Source organism: Sphingopyxis microcysteis, assembly GCF_012274265.1.
GTDB lineage: Bacteria > Pseudomonadota > Alphaproteobacteria > Sphingomonadales > Sphingomonadaceae > Sphingopyxis > Sphingopyxis microcysteis.
This window is the reverse complement of record NZ_JAANYY010000004.1, coordinates 332,796-348,989: the sequence shown is the minus strand read 5'-3', so window position 1 is coordinate 348,989 and position 16,194 is coordinate 332,796. Positions and strand designations below refer to the sequence as shown.

At 66.9% G+C, this 16,194-nt stretch carries 14 protein-coding genes; 4 read left to right on the top strand and 10 right to left on the bottom strand.

Annotated features, from left to right (window positions below):
• Positions 1 to 24 precede the first annotated feature (24 nt).
• The 5 genes from edd to G9408_RS13055 form a co-directional block, all read right to left on the bottom strand.
• The gene (gene edd, locus G9408_RS13075) at positions 25 to 1,869 is read right to left on the bottom strand and encodes a phosphogluconate dehydratase (protein ID WP_168454425.1); all 1,845 of its coding nucleotides are present in this window, start codon (positions 1,867 to 1,869) and stop codon (positions 25 to 27) included.
• Between the two features lie 207 nt (positions 1,870 to 2,076).
• Positions 2,077 to 3,480 carry a glucose-6-phosphate dehydrogenase gene (gene zwf / locus G9408_RS13070; RefSeq protein ID WP_235957827.1) on the bottom strand — a complete coding sequence of 468 codons (1,404 nt, stop codon included), beginning with the start codon at positions 3,478 to 3,480 and terminating at the stop codon, positions 2,077 to 2,079.
• A 169-nt stretch (positions 3,481 to 3,649) separates the two neighbouring features.
• The gene (locus G9408_RS13065) at positions 3,650 to 4,981 is read right to left on the bottom strand and encodes a S41 family peptidase (protein ID WP_168454423.1); all 1,332 of its coding nucleotides are present in this window, start codon (positions 4,979 to 4,981) and stop codon (positions 3,650 to 3,652) included.
• Positions 4,978 to 5,487, bottom strand: a complete 510-nt coding sequence (locus tag G9408_RS13060; protein ID WP_168454422.1) for a MarR family winged helix-turn-helix transcriptional regulator — start codon at positions 5,485 to 5,487, stop codon at positions 4,978 to 4,980. The genes G9408_RS13065 and G9408_RS13060 overlap by 4 nt, the downstream gene beginning before the upstream one ends.
• Positions 5,488 to 5,565: 78 nt before the next feature.
• Positions 5,566 to 7,104: a M20/M25/M40 family metallo-hydrolase gene (locus tag G9408_RS13055; RefSeq protein ID WP_168454421.1), complete on the bottom strand. Its 1,539-nt coding sequence runs from the start codon at positions 7,102 to 7,104 to the stop codon at positions 5,566 to 5,568.
• 131 nt (positions 7,105 to 7,235) lie between these two features.
• Here G9408_RS13055 and glpD point away from each other — a divergent pair, with 131 nt between their 5' ends.
• Positions 7,236 to 8,744, top strand: coding sequence for a glycerol-3-phosphate dehydrogenase (gene glpD, locus G9408_RS13050; protein WP_168454420.1), 1,509 nt, complete (start codon positions 7,236 to 7,238; stop codon positions 8,742 to 8,744).
• On the opposite strand, the gene G9408_RS13045 is transcribed toward glpD, so the two are convergent.
• A complete protein-coding gene (locus G9408_RS13045) occupies positions 8,741 to 9,403 on the bottom strand; it encodes an MOSC domain-containing protein (RefSeq protein ID WP_168454419.1) in 663 nt (220 codons plus the stop codon). The genes glpD and G9408_RS13045 overlap by 4 nt on opposite strands.
• Entirely contained in the window at positions 9,400 to 9,948 is a 549-nt protein-coding gene (locus tag G9408_RS13040; protein ID WP_168454418.1) for a MarR family winged helix-turn-helix transcriptional regulator, read from the bottom strand. Before G9408_RS13040 ends, G9408_RS13045 begins: the two co-directional genes overlap by 4 nt.
• A 100-nt stretch (positions 9,949 to 10,048) precedes the next feature.
• Between G9408_RS13040 and G9408_RS13035 the strand changes: the two genes are divergently transcribed.
• The 3 genes from G9408_RS13035 (at position 10,049) to mobA (ending at position 11,755) form a co-directional block, all read left to right on the top strand.
• Positions 10,049 to 10,291, top strand: coding sequence for a thioredoxin family protein (locus G9408_RS13035; protein ID WP_168454417.1), 243 nt, complete (start codon positions 10,049 to 10,051; stop codon positions 10,289 to 10,291).
• Positions 10,292 to 10,412: 121 nt separating this feature from the next.
• Positions 10,413 to 11,243 (top strand): formate dehydrogenase accessory sulfurtransferase FdhD, encoded by an 831-nt coding sequence (gene fdhD / locus G9408_RS13030; RefSeq protein ID WP_408021877.1) that lies wholly within the window; start codon positions 10,413 to 10,415, stop codon positions 11,241 to 11,243.
• Complete coding sequence (mobA, locus tag G9408_RS13025) at positions 11,240 to 11,755, top strand: molybdenum cofactor guanylyltransferase (protein ID WP_168454416.1); 516 nt, start codon at positions 11,240 to 11,242, stop codon at positions 11,753 to 11,755. The genes fdhD and mobA overlap by 4 nt, the downstream gene beginning before the upstream one ends.
• Positions 11,756 to 11,877: 122 nt before the next feature.
• Here mobA and G9408_RS13020 read toward each other — a convergent pair whose 3' ends face one another.
• From G9408_RS13020 to G9408_RS13010, 3 genes are read right to left on the bottom strand one after another with little or no spacing between them, the layout of a single operon-like run.
• On the bottom strand, positions 11,878 to 14,178 hold the full coding sequence (locus tag G9408_RS13020) for an FdhF/YdeP family oxidoreductase (RefSeq protein WP_168454415.1): 2,301 nt from the start codon (positions 14,176 to 14,178) through the stop codon (positions 11,878 to 11,880).
• A gap of 33 nt (positions 14,179 to 14,211) precedes the next feature.
• Positions 14,212 to 15,483, bottom strand: coding sequence for a sensor histidine kinase (locus G9408_RS13015; protein WP_168454414.1), 1,272 nt, complete (start codon positions 15,481 to 15,483; stop codon positions 14,212 to 14,214).
• Positions 15,480 to 16,166 carry a response regulator transcription factor gene (locus G9408_RS13010; RefSeq protein WP_235957789.1) on the bottom strand — a complete coding sequence of 229 codons (687 nt, stop codon included), beginning with the start codon at positions 16,164 to 16,166 and terminating at the stop codon, positions 15,480 to 15,482. The genes G9408_RS13015 and G9408_RS13010 overlap by 4 nt, the downstream gene beginning before the upstream one ends.
• Positions 16,167 to 16,194: the final 28 nt, after the last annotated feature.

Sequence of the window (16,194 nt, the reverse complement as noted above, 5' to 3'; positions counted from 1 at the left end):
AGCTCAGCACGAACGGATCAGGGGCTAGCCCGTAACCGCCTCCATCGCCGCCAGCATCGCCGACCCGCCCTTTTCGGCTTCGTCGGCGTGGTGGCGAAACAGCGCAAACAGCTCGCGCCCGACGCCGAGCGCGGGCGGCGGAGCGACGGCGGGTGAGCGCGCGGCCCAGATCGCGGGATCGACCAGCGCCAGCACCTCGCCCTTCACCGCGCAGACACGCACGACGTCGCCGTCGGCGAGATAGGCCAGCGGGCCGCTGACCCCGTCAGCGCCGGGCAAGGCTTCGGGCGAGAGGTGGATGACCGCGGGCACCTTGCCGCTCGCCCCCGACATGCGGCCATCGGTGAGCAAGGCGACACGGAAACCGCGGTCCTGGAGTACGCCGAGTGCTGGGGTCAGCTTGTGCAGCTCGGGCATGCCATTGGCGCGCGGCCCCTGGAAGCGGACGACGACCACGACGTCGCGTTCCAGTTCGCCCGCCTTGAACGCCGCCAGCACCGCGTCCTGATTGTCGAAGATCCGGCACGGCGCCTCGATCGTCCAGCGATCTTCGGCGACCGCGCTGGTCTTGATGATCGCGCGGCCAAGGTTGCCCGCAAGCAGGCGCATGCCGCCGTCGGGCGAGAAAGGCGCGGCGACCGGGCGCAGCATCGTGTCGTCGCGGCTGGTCGCAGGGGCAGCCTGCCATTGCAGGGTATCACCTGCCAGCACCGGTTCATTGCCATAATCGGCCATCGTACCGCCCACTGTCAGCACATCACCGTGAAGCAACCCGGCGCCCAGCAATTCGCGCACGACATAACCAATGCCGCCCGCCGCATGGAAATTGTTCACGTCGCCCGCGCCGTTCGGATAGACGCGCGCGAGCAGCGGCACCGCATGGCTGAGTTCGTCGAAATCCTGCCAGTCGATGATGATCCCGGCCGCGCGCGCGATCGCGGGCAGGTGGATCGCGTGGTTGGTCGAGCCGCCGGTCGCGAGCAGGCCGATCGCGGCATTGACGATCGCCTTTTCATCGACGCAGCGCGACAGCGGGCGATAATCGCCGCCGTCCCAGCCGATCTGTGCGACCCGGTGCGTCGCGGCGCGCGTCAGTTCCTGGCGCAACTTGGTGCCGGGGTTGGTGAAGGCGCTGCCGGGGATGTGCAGCCCCATCAGTTCCATCATCATCTGGTTCGAGTTGGCGGTGCCGTAGAAGGTACAGGTGCCCGCGCCATGGTAGGACGCGGCTTCGGCTTCGAGCAGTTCGTCGCGCGTTGCCTTCCCTTCCGCATAGAGCTGGCGGACGCGCTGCTTTTCCTTGTTCGCGAGCCCCGAGGGCATCGGCCCCGCGGGGATCAGGATTTGCGGCAGATGGCCGAAGCGCAGGGCACCGATGAGCAGGCCGGGCACGATCTTGTCGCAGATGCCGAGCAGCAGCGCGCCCTCGAACATCGCGTGGCTCAAGGCGATCACCGTGCCCTGCGCGATATTGTCGCGGCTGAAGAGCGACAGGTCCATGCCCGCCTGCCCCTGCGTCACCCCGTCGCACATCGCCGGGACGCCGCCCGCGACCTGCGCGGTGGCGCCGACCTCGCGCGCGAAGAGTTTGATCTGTTCGGGGTAGCGGCCATAGGGCTGATGCGCCGAGAGCATGTCGTTGTAACTGGTGACGATGCCGATGTTCATCGCGGCGCCGGTGCGGATGACGGGCTTGTCGTCGCCCGCCGCGGCGAAACCGTGGGCGAGATTGCCGCAGGAGAGGTTGCCGCGGTTGGTGCCGGCCTCGCGCTGGCGGTCCATGAGGCCCAAATAGGCGGCGCGGCGCTGGGCGCTGCGGGTGATGATGCGGTCGGTGACGGCGGCGATGGTGGGGTGGAGAGTGGTCATATTGCGATACCCGATCCCTTCTCCCCTTGTGGGAGAAGGATACGAAGCCTTGGCGCGAAGCGCCTAGGCGTAGTTGGATGAGGGGTTGCGAGCCGGAGGCTCGCGCGCTCGTCGTGCGAGCGCATACCCCTCACCCAGCTTCGACTAGGCAGCAAGCTGCCAAGTCTGCGCATCCCTCTCCCGCAAGGGGAGAGGGGGTTTATCCGCTCAATCATGCCAGCTCGCCCCGTCGCGTTCGATCAGCGCGATGGCGCTCGACGGGCCCCAGCTGCCCGCGGTGTAGCTTTGCGGCGCCATGTCGACCGCCGCCCACGCGTCGCGGATCGAATCGATCCATTGCCACTGCGCCTCGACTTCATCGCGGCGGACGAACAGGGTCTGGTCGCCCTCGATGAAGTCGAGCAGCAGCCGCTCGTAGGCGATCCGCCGCCGCTCGCCGGCAAAGCTGTGCGAGAGCGAGACGTCCATCGTCACCTCTTTCAGCTTGACCCCGTCGCGGTCGAGCCCAGGCTGTTTCGCCATCACCTTTACGCGGATATTTTCCTCGGGCTGAAGGTTGATGATCATCATGTTCGCGTCGAGCTTGCCCGCGCCGACACGTGCGAAGATGTTGTGCGGCACGGGCTTGAACTGGATCAGCACTTCGGACTTGCGCTGCGGCATCCGTTTGCCGGTGCGCAGGTAAAAGGGCACGCCCTTCCAGCGCCAATTGTCGATGAAAGCCTTGATCGCGACGAAGGTTTCGGTGTTCGACGGCTGGCCGAGCTCGTCGGCATAGCCAGTCACCGCGCCGCCACTGACCGCACCGCTGCTGTACTGGCCCTTGACGCTGTGCGCCTTCACATCCTCGGCGGTCAGTTTGCGGAGGCTCCGCAGCAGCTTGACCTTTTCGTCGCGCACCGCGGTCGCGCTGACGCTGGCGGGCGGCTCCATCGCGATGATCGCGAGCAATTGCAGCATATGGTTCTGAACCATGTCCTTCAATGCGCCGACGCCGTCATAATAGGAGACGCGGCCTTCGAGGCCGACGGTTTCGGCGACGGTGATCTGGACATGGTCGATCGCCTGCGCGTTCCACAGCGGTTCGAACAACATATTGGCAAAGCGCAGCGCGAGCAGATTCTGCACCGTTTCCTTGCCGAGATAATGATCGATGCGGAACACGCGGTCCTCGGCGAAGGCGTCGCCGACCTGGGCATTGACGTCGCGCGACGAGGCGAGGTCGTGGCCGATCGGCTTTTCCATCGCGATGCGGCATTCGGCGCAGGCGATGCCTGCGCTTTTCAGCCCCTGCGCGATCGGGCCGAACATCGACGGCGGGGTCGAAAGATAGGCGCCGATCGGACGCCTGATCCGGCCGCCGAGCATCGCCGCAAGATCGTCGTAACCGGCGCCCGCGCCCGCATCGACCGGGCAATAGTCGATCCGATCGAGAAAACCGCTGATCTGTGCGTCATCGAGGCGATCGTCGGCGAGATGATCGGTCAGCGCCTTGCGCACCATCGCGTGGCACGCCGCGCGGTCCATCTGCGACCGCCCCGACGCGACGATCGTCAGCACGTCGGCAAGCAGGCCATCGACGTGGAGATTGTAAAGCGAAGGGAACAGCATGCGCTGCGCCAAATCGCCCGTCGCGCCGAACAATATCAATGTTTCGACTTTCACGCTCACGCCAATCCCCTTGGATATCCATCACTGGAAATGGCGGAGCCGCGTCATGATTGCAACGCGCATACGTAGGCCGTCCGTCGAACCCTCGCCCGGGTCCGGCGCCGCCGCGCTAGTTGGCCCGTTGTCCCGGCGACGTGCGCGGAACGACCAACGGCTCGGGAGCGCCCAGCGGCATCACCTCCAGGCGCCCCTCGGCAAATCGCACCCGCAGATAGCTGCGTCCCGCAAGGCCGAACTGTCCTTTTTCCTTGAGCGGAACCATGCGAAGCGGATCGCGATTTCCCGCCTGCAGCCACAAATCCGATCCCGACAATTTGACCAGATAGTCGCCATATTGTCCCGTATAGCCGCGCAGCTGCGCCGCGCCGTAGCTCGCGGGTGTCAGCCGCGCTTCGGCGTCTTCTAGCGCCCAGCGATATTCGGCGCGCTCGATCGGCGATGCCGCGGCGTTCTTCAGCAATTGCTCGGTCGCGGCGATGATCGCCCGGTCGCGCGCTTCGCCCGTGGGGGCCGTTATGTCGGGCTGGATTCCGCGCCCCTCCCAATTGCTTTGACTGACCGGATGCACGGGACGACCGACCGAAAGACTGAGGCGAAACTGGCCCGCGACGGCGAAATATTCGTTGTTGTTCGCCGCGCCGGCGGTGCGCGTCCCGACCAGCTTCCCCAGCTGATATTGCTGCACCTGATACGCCAGATCCTCGCCGGCCGAGACGGTGCGACCGTCGATCAGCACATAGAGAGGAACGCTGTTGATCCGTCCGGCCGGAAGCTGGTCGAGCGCGTAGGATCGCCAGGTCGCCTCGCGGGTGGACTGAAATTCGTAAAGCGGGGTATCGGGCTTCAGGAAGTGGCTGACCAGATAGCGCACCGCGCTGTGATCGCCGCCGCTGTTGCCGCGAATGTCGATGATGATCGCGGAACCCGCCTTCAGGAAGCGCGCGGCGGCGTCATAGGTTTCGCCCGTCACATCATCGACCCAGCCGAAGCCGTCGATCTTCATATAGCGGATGTTGCCGGTCAGTCGCTCGAGGCTGACGACGCCGAAATTGTCGCGGATCGCCTCGCGATCAAAATCGCCCGCCGCCGGATCATCCTGCTGTTTGGCGAAGCTTGCGGCCCAGTTCGGATCAAAAACGAGCGCCAGATGCTTGTCGTGCGCCACGTCCTGCATCACGCGCGTCACGCGGTCGCCGAAGGCCGTTCCCGACAGCGGCGCCAACGTGCCGCCCTGTTCCAGCGCTTCGATCGCAGCGACGAGCGGCGTGCGCATTTCGGGAAAGACATAATGGGCGCGAATCTGGTCCTTGACCTCGCTGAGCGCGCTCGATTGCCACGCGGACCCCGAAGCCGCCGCCGGATCGGGCGCCTGCGCCGCGACTGGCGGACCCATTACGCAGCAGAGCGCCATGGCCGCGACCAGGGCTCGATAATCGATCATACATCCCCCCGTTTCGAAGGCGTTTCCGCGTAGCCCTGATCACTTTCAGCCGCGATCCGCTCCAGAAAGCTCTGGCGCTCCAGCGTCTCGATCGTCTCGACAACAAGCGCGCGCAGGCTGTGCGACAGTTCGGCGTTCAGCGCGGCTTCGGCCCGATTTGCGGTCGCCCAGTGGCGCCGCAGCGTTGGCAACAGCGCGACGAGCCGATCCGACTTGCGGATCATCGCCTGCCGCCCGTCTCGCCCCTTGCATCGTTCGACCAGGCCGCGCCGCACCATTTCGGCGACGGTCTGGCTCGCCGCCGAGTGGGAGATTCCGGCATGTTGCGCGATGCCCCCGACAGAGAGCGGATCCTGCTCGTCCAGCGCCCGCACGACGGGGGTGAAGCGGGGGCGATAATCGGCAAGCCCCGCCGCTGCATAGGCCGCCGCGACATCGCCATCGAGCAGGTCGATGAGGTGGCGAAGCAGCGTTCCGAGCCCGCGCGACTGGTGATCGTTCGACATTGTAACAGACCTTATATATAAGTGCTGTTACAATCAATCCTTCATGACGCTGATCGGCTGAAGCATGCCAGCGACGTGTCAGCGAACGGAAAAATCATCCTCCATGATTGCGCGGATGTTGACGATCCCTTCGGCGAGGAAGGCCGGATCGACATTTTCATTCTCGCCATGCTGGTTGTTGTCGGCGTTGACGACGGGGATCGTCACCATCGGCGCGCCGAGTTCGTGCGCGAACAGCGACAGCGGCAGGCTGCCGCCGGTCGATGGCACGACGACCAGTCGGTCGGGCGACACGCGTTCGAGCAGCTGCTTGACCCGCGTCACCATCGGTTCGTCGAGCGAGGTACGCTGCGCTTCATAACCAAAGCCCGAGGTGATTTTGGCGATCAGCGGATGCGCCAGCCGCTCCTCTGCGGTCGGGGTGCGATCGAGGACCAGATAGCCCTGCGCTTCGACAAAGCGCACCAGCCGGGCGAGCTGGCGGTCGATGCGGTCGCCCTTGACCAGCCGCATGTCGAGCCGCGCCTCGGCTTCGGTCGGGATGACATTGGCGGCGCGCGCGTCGGTGGCGCCTGCGCGCAGCCCGGTGATCTCGATCCCCGGCAGCAGCACCAGCTCGCCGTGCAGCTTGCCGCCGCCCTGCGTCCGCGCGATGCCCAGGCTCTGGCGCGTCGCGTCCATCGACGGCGCCTTGGCGATTTCGGCGCGTTCGGCGGCGGTCGCGGGGACCGCGTCGTCGTAGAAGCCGGGGATCAGGATGCGCCCGTCACGATCCTTCAGGCTGCCGAGCAGCGCCGCGAGCTGCAACGCCGGGTTCGGCGCCCAATTGCCGTAATTGCCCGCGTGCAGCGGCCGCTTCGCACCATAAACGGTGATGCCGACATCGACGACGCCGCGCACCCCCAGCACCATCGCGCGATAGCCCTCGGTATGCCGCGGGCCGTCGACCATGACCCAGAGGTCGCTTTCGAGCTTTTCGCTATGCGCGTGCAGGATCGCGCGGAGGTTCGGCGACCCCTTTTCCTCTTCGCCCTCGAAAAAGAATTTCACATTGACGCCCAGTCGCGCGGCGGTGCCGGCAGCGCCCTGAAAAGCGTTGAGCGCGACCATCACCCCCGCCTTGTCGTCGGCGGCGCTGCGCGCCGCGAGCCGCCAGCCGGCCGGAAATTCTGCCCCCGGCGACCATGGACCCAGCACCGTGCCGCCCTGTTCGATCGGGCGCGAGATCGCGGTCGGGCGAAAGGGCGACAGCCCCGGCGCCCAGCGTTCGGGCACCACCGGCTGGCCGTCATAATGGGCGTAAAAGACGATCGTGCGCGTCGCGCCCGGGGTCTTGACCTCTCCGAACACCGCAGGCGGCGCCTTGCGGTCGGGGTCGTACAGCAGTTCGGATGCGATCCCGCGCCGCTGCATCATCGCCTGAACGAAGCGCGCGTTGGCGAGCGCGTCGGCGGGGTTCGCGGCGTCGTTGGGCAGCGACAGGAAGGCGATATATTCCTCCAGCACCGCCGGATCGAGCATCGCTTGCTGCGCCGCCGTCGGGGTGCTTGCGGCCGCGGCGAACAGCCCTGCCATCGCCATAGCGCACCCGCTCCACCGTTTCGAAAATCGCTGCATGACCCCCTCCTCCTGCCCTCATCCACGGCGACCTTTGCCCCGGAGCGCGCCGCTGTCCAGCTTGGTCGATGACCCCCTGCATCGACCGCGCCGCTTGGCAAGACCGGCCCGTCTGTCTTAGGAAGATCGCCATGCCCGACAGCGCCCAGCCCTATGACGTCATCATCATCGGCGGCGGTGTCAACGGCGCCGGGGTCGCGCGCGATGCCGCGGGGCGCGGGGCGCGGGTATTGCTGCTCGAGGCGGGCGATCTGGCGCAGGGCACCTCGTCGGCATCGACCAAGCTGATCCACGGCGGGCTGCGGTATCTGGAGCATTATGAGTTCGGCCTGGTGCGCGAAGCATTGAAAGAGCGCGAAACCTTGTGGGGCATCGCGCCGCACATCATCTGGCCGCTCCGCTTTGTCCTGCCGCACCGGCCGGGGCTGCGTCCGCGCTGGCTGCTGCGGCTCGGGCTGTTCCTCTATGACCATATCGGCGGGCGCAAGAAGTTGCCCGCGACGCGCTCGATCAACCTCCGCCGCCATGCCGCGGGCGAAGCATTGCAGCCGCAATATGAACGCGGCTTCGAATATTCGGACGGCTGGGTCGACGATGCGCGGCTGGTGGTGCTGAACGCGCGCGACGCCGCCGCGCACGGCGCGCGGGTCCGCACCCGCACCCGCGCCGACATGCTGCGCTGCGAGGACGGGCTGTGGGTGGTCGAGGCGAGCTGCGCCAATGGGCATCAATATCGCTTCAGCGGGCGCGCGATCGTCAACGCCGCGGGGCCGGCGGTGCTCGACCTGCTGAAGCGCGCCGATGCCGAGCCCGATCATGCGATGCGGCTGGTGCGCGGGTCGCATATCGTCGTGCGGCGATTGTTCCGGCACGAATATGCCTATTTCTTCCAGCTCCCCGATGGCCGCATCTTTTTCGCCATTCCCTATGAGCGCGACTTCACGCTGATCGGCACGACCGACGTCGATCATGATGGACCGGCGAGCGAAGCGCGCGCGAGCGCCGAGGAAATCGCCTATCTGTGCGAAGGGGCGAGCCTCTATTTCCGCGAAGCCATCACCCCCGCCGACGTCGTGTGGACCTATTCGGGGGTGCGGCCGCTGATCGAGGACGGGTCGGGGCGACCCGAGGCGGCAACGCGCGGTTACCGCATCGACCTCGACCTCGCCGAAGGCGCGCCGCTGCTCACCATTTATGGCGGCAAGATCACCAGCTATCGCCATGTCGCCGAAGCCGCGGTCGATGAACTGACGGGCCATGTCGCGGCACTGACGGGCAAGCGCTGGACCGCGAAGGCACCGCTGCCCGGCGGCGATTTCCCGGTCACCGGCGCGGCGGCGCTGAAGGCGGAAATCAAGCTCGCCCACCCCTTCCTCAGCGCCGACACCGTCGATCGCATCGTCAAGGCCTATGGCACCGACGCGCGCCGCTGGCTGGGCGATGCCGACGGCTGGGACGCGCTCGGCGGCGAAATCGCCCACGGGCTGAGCGTCGCCGAGGCGGCGTGGCTGGTCGATCAGGAATGGGCGCAGACGGCGGGCGACATCTTGTGGCGGCGCAGCAAGCTGGGGCTGCATTTCAGCGCCGACGAGGTGGCCAAGCTCGCGGCGTGGTTGAGCAGCAGGACCGAGCGCCCTTAAAGATCGGCGCCGAACTGTTCGGCGAGCTTGGCGCGGCGGACCTTCCACGTTTCGGCGAGCGCGGGCACGTCGCGGAGCGCGCGAAGGTCGGCGACGCGGTCCTTCGCCTCGCCGCCGATCAGCAGGCCGAACAGCGATGCGAGCGGCCAGTCGGGCCAGGGGCGCTCGACAAGTTCCAGATCATCGCCTGCGCGCACCGTGCCGGGTTCGAGCACGCGGTAATACCAGCCTGAGCGCCGCGTCTGGACCACCGCCGCCATAACGCCCTTCGCGCCGAAACGATGGTCGAGTTTCCAGCAGGGTTGACGCGCCTGCGTCACCTCGACGAGCGCGGTGCCGAGGCGAAAGCGGTCGCCGAGAAAGACGCTGTTTTCGTCGAGCCCGGTGGTCGAGATATTCTCGCCGAACGCGCCCGCCGCGTCGAGCAGCGGCACTGCGCCAAGCTGGCCGCGCCACCAGTCATAATGGTCGGCGGGATAATGGTGGATCGCCTTGTCGATGCCGCCGTGGACGCTGCGATCGGCCTGTTCATCACCGACGAGCCCCATCGCATCGACCGCGACCGCATCGGCGACCGGCAGCTTACCGATCGCGCTCGGTTCGTCGCCGCGAAAGGGGATCGCCTTGCCCGTCAGCACGGCGAGGATTTCGGTCTTCATGCAGCCTCCTGTTCGATACAGACCAGGGCGCTGTCGGCCTCGCTCAGCGCGACGTCGAGCAAGCGGCAGCGGTGCAGCCCCGGCCCGCGCGGGCCCGATTCGAAATGACGGCAATCGCGGCAGAGGCCGAAGGGTCGCCCGCCCGACCGCGCGAGCTCGGCGCGCAGCATCTGTTCGACAAGGCCTGAAAAGCTGTCGCGCTGCGCCGCGGTCAGATGGCCGAGCATCTGCGCCGCGAACGCGGGCGGTGGCCCCGCGACGAGTTCGGCGCCCGCCCCGGTCAGCTCGAGCCGGATCACGCGCTGGTCATCGGGATCGGCGCGCCGCGCGACGAGCCCCTTTTTCTCGAGCGCCGCGAGCGTTTGCGACACGCTCCCCTTCGTCTGACCAAGCCACGCCGTCAGCGCCTTTGGCGTGCGCGAGAAGCGGTTCGCCGAGCGCAGGAACAAGAGCGCCTGCCACTGCACAGGCTGTAACCCGCGGTCATAACCGTCGGCGGCAATGATGCGGCTGAAGCGCGTCAGAAGGTCGGCGGCCCGGTCCATGGAAATTTGGTATCGACTAAATACCATCTTGGCAAGCCGCAGCGATGGCGCCATTCTAATTGTATCGAGTCGATACCGATTCGAAGCAAGGAGAATGACCATGTTGTCCAAAGCCATTTTTTACCACGCCGGTTGTCCCGTCTGCGTCGATGCCGAGCAGGGTCTGGCCCACGCGCTCGATCCCGCGCGCTTCAACGCGGAGATCGTCAATTTCGCCAACGCGCCGGGCCGGATCGGCGAGGCTGAAGCGGCGGGCGTCGTGTCGGTGCCCGCGCTGGTCGTCGACGGGCAGGTCTATCACATCAATTTCGGCGCCTCGCTGGACGATGTGAAGCGGGGCTGATCCGCCGCACGCGGCGTCGCCATATCGGCAAGGTTTCCCCTCCCCCTTGTCGATCTCAGCCTGTCCCGTCCGAACGGGTCGCCCGGACCGGGACAGGCTGAGCCCGATCGGCTATCGTGGCATGATGAGTCACGATGATCGCGCAACCCACCCGCACCAGATGATCGATAGGCCGGTCCGTAAGCTGGGACTGGCCAAGCCGGGCGACGCGGCGCTGGTCCGCAGCATCGCGGTCGAGGCGCCGGTGTCGGTCGAGGTCGGCGGCATCGCCTATGCGGTGATGATGGCGACCCCCGCCGACCTCGAGGACTATGCGATCGGCTTTGCGATCGGCGAAGGCCTGATCGAGACGCCGGGCCAGATCGACCGCGTCGATGTCCATCGGATCGAGGGCGGCTGGGCGCTGCGCATCTGGTTGCCGCCCGAGCGCAACGCGATCGCGCTCGACCGCGCGCGCAAACGGGTGAGCGAGAGCAGCTGTGGGCTGTGCGGGATCGAGAATATCGAGGAAGTGCTGCGCCCGCTGCCCCTCGTCACCGCGCGGATCGCCACTGACCGTAGCGCGATCGCAGCCGCGTTGGCAGCGCTCGGCGCGCATCAGCCGCTCGCGCGCGCAACGGGCGCGGTCCATGCCGCCGCCTTCTGCTCGCCGACCGGCGACATCCGGTTGGTGCGCGAAGACGTCGGACGGCACAATGCGCTCGACAAGCTGATCGGCGCGATGGCGCGCGCGGGCATCGATCCCGCGACCGGCTTTATCCTGTTGTCGGCGCGGTGCAGTTACGAGCTGGTCGAAAAGACGGTGCGCGCGGGCTGTCCGATGCTGGTCACCATCTCGGCACCGACGAGCCTGGCGGCACAGCGCGCCGCGCAGGCGGGGCTGACGCTGGTCGCGCTGGCGCGGACCGATTCGGCGTTGATCGTCAGCGACGCGCACGGGATGATCGCATGAAGACGCTCGGCGCGGTGCTGGCGGGCGGGCGGTCGCGCCGCTTCGGATCGGACAAGGCGCTCGCGATGCTGGGCAGACGGACGTTGCTCGACCATGCGACGGCGGCGCTCGGCCCGCATTGCGATGCGGTGGTCGTTGTCGGGCGTGGCGAGATCGCCGATTGGCCGCGCGCCGACATGGGGCCACTCGGCGGGATTGCGGGGGCGCTGACCCATGCGGCGGAGCGGGGGTTCGACCAGTTGCTGACCGTCCCGGTCGATTGCGTGCGCCTGCCGCCCGACCTCCGCGCGCGGCTCGAACCCGCTCCGGCGTTTCTGGGCAGCCAGCCGGTGATCGGGCTGTGGCCGGTCGCGTCGCTGGTCCCGCTGCGGGCGATGCTCGAGGACGAAAGCGACCTTGCGGTGCGCGCCTTTGCCCGGCGCATCGGCGCGCGCGCGGTCGCGACCGATTTGGCGCCGCCCAATATCAACAGCGCCAACGATCTGGCGCGGCTCGCGGGCGAAGCGGGCTAGAGCGGATTGGGAAAAATCGGAACCGTTTCGATTCCGTTCGTGTCGAGCGAAGTCGAGACACGCATGGACAGCGCAAGACTTCGCGGTGTCTCGACTTCGCTCGACACGAACGGATGAATGGCTCAGATTTCGTACGGGCCGCGCTCGTCGACCGCCGCCATCGCCACAACGCGCACCGGGATCGCCTTGGCCGCCGGGCAACCGCTGGTCCTGTCATAAAAGCCGAGCGGGAGCAGCGGGTTGAGTTCAGGATAATAGCCCGCGACCGAGCCCCGCGACATCGGATAGTCGATGATCGTCAGCCCCTCGACCCGGCGGCGAGCGCCGTCGTCGCTGAAGGTTTCGAGCGCGACCTTCGCGCCCGCCTCCAGCCCGCGATCGGCGATGTCGTCGGCGTTCATGAACAACACCATCCGGTCGCCATACACACCGCGGTAACGGTCGTTATAGCTGTAGATCGTCGTATTGAACTGGTCGTGCGAACGCACGGTGGCGAGCCGCAGCATCGCGGGGTCGTCGATGGCTGCGTTGACCGCCAGCCCGGGCAGGATCAGGAAATTCGCCTTGCCGTTCGGGGTCGCCCACACCCGGCGGCGCGGCGGGATGTCGAGGTGGAAGCCTTGCGGCGCCTCGATGCGCTCGGCAAAACCTTCGTAAAGCGCGGGATAAACCGCCGCGATCTTGTCGCGGATCGCGCCGTAATCGTCGATATAGCGCGCCCAATCGACCTTGCTGTCGGGCAGCGTCGCCATCGCCATGCGGCAGACGATTTCGGTTTCGGGCAGCAAATGCTCGCTCGCCGGGTCGAGGACGCCGCGCGAGGCGGTGACGTTCGACATCGAATCCTCGATGGTGACGAACTGTTCGCCCGCCGCGGTGACGATCCGTTCGGACCGCGCGATGACGGGCAGGATCAGCGCGTCCTTGCCGTGCACCAGATGGCCGCGGTTGAGCTTGGTCGCGATTCCGACGGTCAGGTCGAGCCGGCGCATTGCGGCATAGGCGCGGTCGGTGTCGGGGACCGCGCGCACGAAATTGCCGCCGAGGCCGATGAACACCCTGGCGCTGCCGTCGAGCATCGCTTCGATCGATTCGACGCTGTGATGGCCGTGCGCCCGCGGCGGTTCGAAGCCGAACACCTCGCGCACCTTGTCGAGATAGGCCGCGCTCGGCTTCTCATCGATCCCCACCGTGCGGTCGCCCTGGACGTTCGAATGGCCGCGGATCGGCGAAATTCCCGCGCCCGGCTTGCCGAAATTGCCCTTGAGCAGCAGCAGGTTGGCGATCTGCTGCACCAGCTGCGACCCCTGCTGATGCTGGGTGACCCCCATGCCGTAGCAGATGATCGTCGCGCTCGATGCGATGTAGATGTCGGCGCAGCGCCGGATCTGCGCCTCGTTGATCCCCGCCGCAGCGACCAGATCGGGCCAGTTCTGCGCCGCGATGTCGGCCTTCAGCGCGTCGAAACCCGACGTATGTTCGGCGATGAATGCGTGGTCGAATATGGCCTCGCCCGCCGCCTCGCGCTCGAACATCACCTTCATCATGCCCTTGAGCAGCGCGAGGTCGCCGCCGATCCGGATATGAACGAACTCGCTGGTGACCGCGGTCGACCCCAGCGTCGCCATCTGGACGATGTCCTGCGGTTCGGTGAACTTGATCAGCGCGCGTTCGGGCATCGGGTTGACCGCGACGATCGAGACCCCGCGTTTGCGCGCCTCGACGAGCGGGGTCATCATCCGCGGCGCGTTGGTCCCGGCATTGTGGCCGATCAGGAAAATCGCCTCAGCATGTTCGAAATCGTCGAGGACCACCGTACCCTTGCCGATGCCGATCGCGGGCGGCAGGCCGCGGCTGGTCGGTTCGTGGCACATGTTCGAACAATCGGGAAAATTGTTCGTCCCGAACTCGCGCACAAAGATCGAATAGAGGAACGCTGTCTCGTTCGCGGTGCGGCCCGAGGTGTAGAATTCGGCCCGGTGCGGGCTGTCGAGGGCGCGCAGATGGCGACCGATGAGCGCAAAGGCATCGTCCCAGCCGACCGGGACATAATGATCGCTCGCAGCATCATAGCGCATCGGTTCGGTCAGCCGCCCCTGCATCTCGAGCCAATAGTCCGATTGCTGCATCAGATCGGACACGCTGTGCTGGGCAAAAAAGTCGCGCGTCACGCGAAACTTGGTCGCTTCATGCGCGAGCGCCTTGGCGCCATTTTCGCAGAATTCGAGCTTCTTGGTGCAGGTCGCATCGGGAAAGGCGCAGCTGGGGCATTTGAACCCGCCGGGCTGGTTCATCGCCAGCAGTGCGCGCGATCCCTTGCCGACGACGCTCTGTTCCATCAGCACCTTTGCCGTCGCCGCGGCGGCGCCCCAACCGCCAGCGGGGCTGGTATAGGTGCGGTAACGGGGTTTCCGGTCGGTCATGCCACGCAGATTAGCGCAGTGCCGCCCGCTTTCCTATCGCTCGCCGAAATTCAGCTTGAAACAGGCGCCGCGTCCGTCCGGGCCCGCATCGCTGCGCAGGCCGATGGCCGCAGCCGCGCACAATCGCCGGACAATATCGAGGCCGAGCCCGCTGCCTGCGCTCGCATCACCTTTCGCGAACGCCGCGAACGCGTCGGTTGTCGTCCCGAGGCCGGGCCCATCATCGGCGATCGTCAGCTCGCCGCCGCTGAACATGATCTGCAAATTCGCGGTGGCGGCGTGCTGAAACGCGTTGCCGATCAGATTGTTGAGCACCAGCTGCAACGATGTCGGCTGGACGATCACGGCGGCGTCCTCTGCCACCGCATTCGTGACGGCAATCCCGCTCGCCGGATAGCGCACCGCCGCCGCCGCGATCGCCTTTTCGACGACCGGGCGCAGCTGGACATGTTCCACCGGCAGCGCATCGCCCTCGCGCGCCAGCGCCAGCAGCAGGTCGAGCGTTTGCGTCATGTCGATCGTCGCGGTTTCGATCCGGCGCAGCGCTTCGGGGACCGGCGCGGGCAAGTCCGCTTGCAGGCCGATCACTTCGGCAGCGCCGCGGACGACGGCCAACGGCGTGCGCAGCTCGTGGCTGGCATCGCGGGTAAAGCTGCGCTCGCGATCGACGAAGCCGCGGATGCGCTGAAACGCCTGCCCCAGCGCGCCTGCCAGCACGCCGATCTCATTCGCCGGATAGTCCTCCGCCCGCACGACGGGCACCGCATAGTCGCCCCCCGCGACATCGCTCGCAAGGCGGCTGAGCGGGCGCATCGCGCGACTGGCAAGCCACCAGCCGAGCAGCGCCATCGACAAGGCGATGAACAGGCCAAGCCCGATCAGGAACCGGATCATCCCGTCGCGCACCGGGCGGACGAGCAGGTAGCGGCTGACCTCGGCGACCGCGACGGCAGGGGTGTGCGCGTCGAGCGCGAAGGGCGCGACATGATAATGGCGCCCCGCGGCACCGTAAAATTCGCGCTGCTGCGGGTTGGCCGCAACCTGCGGCGCCAGATCGGCGGGTAGGCCGGCCGCCCTCGGATAGACTTTGATATACGCGATTTCAGGGGTCGGCAGTTGGCCGTCGCGGCGCCAGCCCTGTTGCTGCCGCGCGATTTCGCCGTCGAGCGCGTTGCTGAACAGGCGATCCTCCAGCGTATAGGCAAAGATGAAGGTCGCCAGACCGAAGATCGCGCTCGTCGCCAGCACGGCGGCGACCAGCGCCGCGATGACGCGGCGGCGCAGGCTATGGCGGCGCACCCTCATTGCGGCACGCTCAGGCGAAAGCCAACGCCGTGCACCGTTTCGATCATCGCGCGATCGAACGGCTTGTCGACGATCTGCCGCAGCAGGTGGATATGACTGCGCAGCGCATCCGACGGCGGCGGCTCGTCTCCCCACAGCTTGCGCGCGATCTCGCTGCGCACGACCGGCTGCGGCGACGCTTCGGCGAGCAACAACAGAATGTCCCAGAGCAGCGGCGACAGCCGTAGCGGCTGACCCGCGCGCGTCGCGGTGCGCAGCTGGCGATCGATGGTCAGCGGCCCGATCGCGATCTGATAGGATCGCCCGAGCTGCGGCCGCTGTCCGAGCGCCGTAATCCGCGCAGCAAGTTCGGCAAGCGAGAAGGGCTTGACCAGATAGTCGTCGGCGCCGCTGGCAAAGCCCGCGAGCTTGTCGTCGAGCGTGTCGCGCGCGGTCAACATCAGGATGGGCAGGTGATGATCGGCGCGGCGCCGGATGTCGGCGCACACGTCCAGGCCGTCGCGGCGGGGCAGTGCCAGATCGAGCAAGATGACGTCGATCGGCCGCGTCAGCGCCTCGCGCAGCCCCGCTTCGCCGTCGGCCGCATAGTGCAGCCGATGACCGAGCGTTTCCAGATAGTCGATGATATTGTCCGCGAGATCGGCGTTGTCCTCGACCAGCAGGATGTCCAACGCATTGTTCAAGCGAAATCCTTTGCCGCGACGCTGTTTG

What these genes read in the sequence shown, in the direction of transcription:
- G9408_RS13065 (WP_168454423.1), bottom strand. Translation starts at nt 4,981, where the DNA reads ATGATCGATTATCGAGCCCTGGTCGCGGCCATGGCGCTCTGCTGCGTA.
- fdhD (WP_408021877.1), top strand. Translation starts at nt 10,413, where the DNA reads ATGATGAGTCACGATGATCGCGCAACCCACCCGCACCAGATGATCGAT.
- zwf (WP_235957827.1), bottom strand. Translation starts at nt 3,480, where the DNA reads ATGCTGTTCCCTTCGCTTTACAATCTCCACGTCGATGGCCTGCTTGCC.
- G9408_RS13040 (WP_168454418.1), bottom strand. Translation starts at nt 9,948, where the DNA reads ATGGACCGGGCCGCCGACCTTCTGACGCGCTTCAGCCGCATCATTGCC.
- G9408_RS13055 (WP_168454421.1), bottom strand. Translation starts at nt 7,104, where the DNA reads ATGCAGCGATTTTCGAAACGGTGGAGCGGGTGCGCTATGGCGATGGCA.
- G9408_RS13035 (WP_168454417.1), top strand. Translation starts at nt 10,049, where the DNA reads ATGTTGTCCAAAGCCATTTTTTACCACGCCGGTTGTCCCGTCTGCGTC.
- G9408_RS13020 (WP_168454415.1), bottom strand. Translation starts at nt 14,178, where the DNA reads ATGACCGACCGGAAACCCCGTTACCGCACCTATACCAGCCCCGCTGGC.
- G9408_RS13015 (WP_168454414.1), bottom strand. Translation starts at nt 15,483, where the DNA reads ATGAGGGTGCGCCGCCATAGCCTGCGCCGCCGCGTCATCGCGGCGCTG.
- glpD (WP_168454420.1), top strand. Translation starts at nt 7,236, where the DNA reads ATGCCCGACAGCGCCCAGCCCTATGACGTCATCATCATCGGCGGCGGT.
- G9408_RS13060 (WP_168454422.1), bottom strand. Translation starts at nt 5,487, where the DNA reads ATGTCGAACGATCACCAGTCGCGCGGGCTCGGAACGCTGCTTCGCCAC.
- G9408_RS13045 (WP_168454419.1), bottom strand. Translation starts at nt 9,403, where the DNA reads ATGAAGACCGAAATCCTCGCCGTGCTGACGGGCAAGGCGATCCCCTTT.
- mobA (WP_168454416.1), top strand. Translation starts at nt 11,240, where the DNA reads ATGAAGACGCTCGGCGCGGTGCTGGCGGGCGGGCGGTCGCGCCGCTTC.
- edd (WP_168454425.1), bottom strand. Translation starts at nt 1,869, where the DNA reads ATGACCACTCTCCACCCCACCATCGCCGCCGTCACCGACCGCATCATC.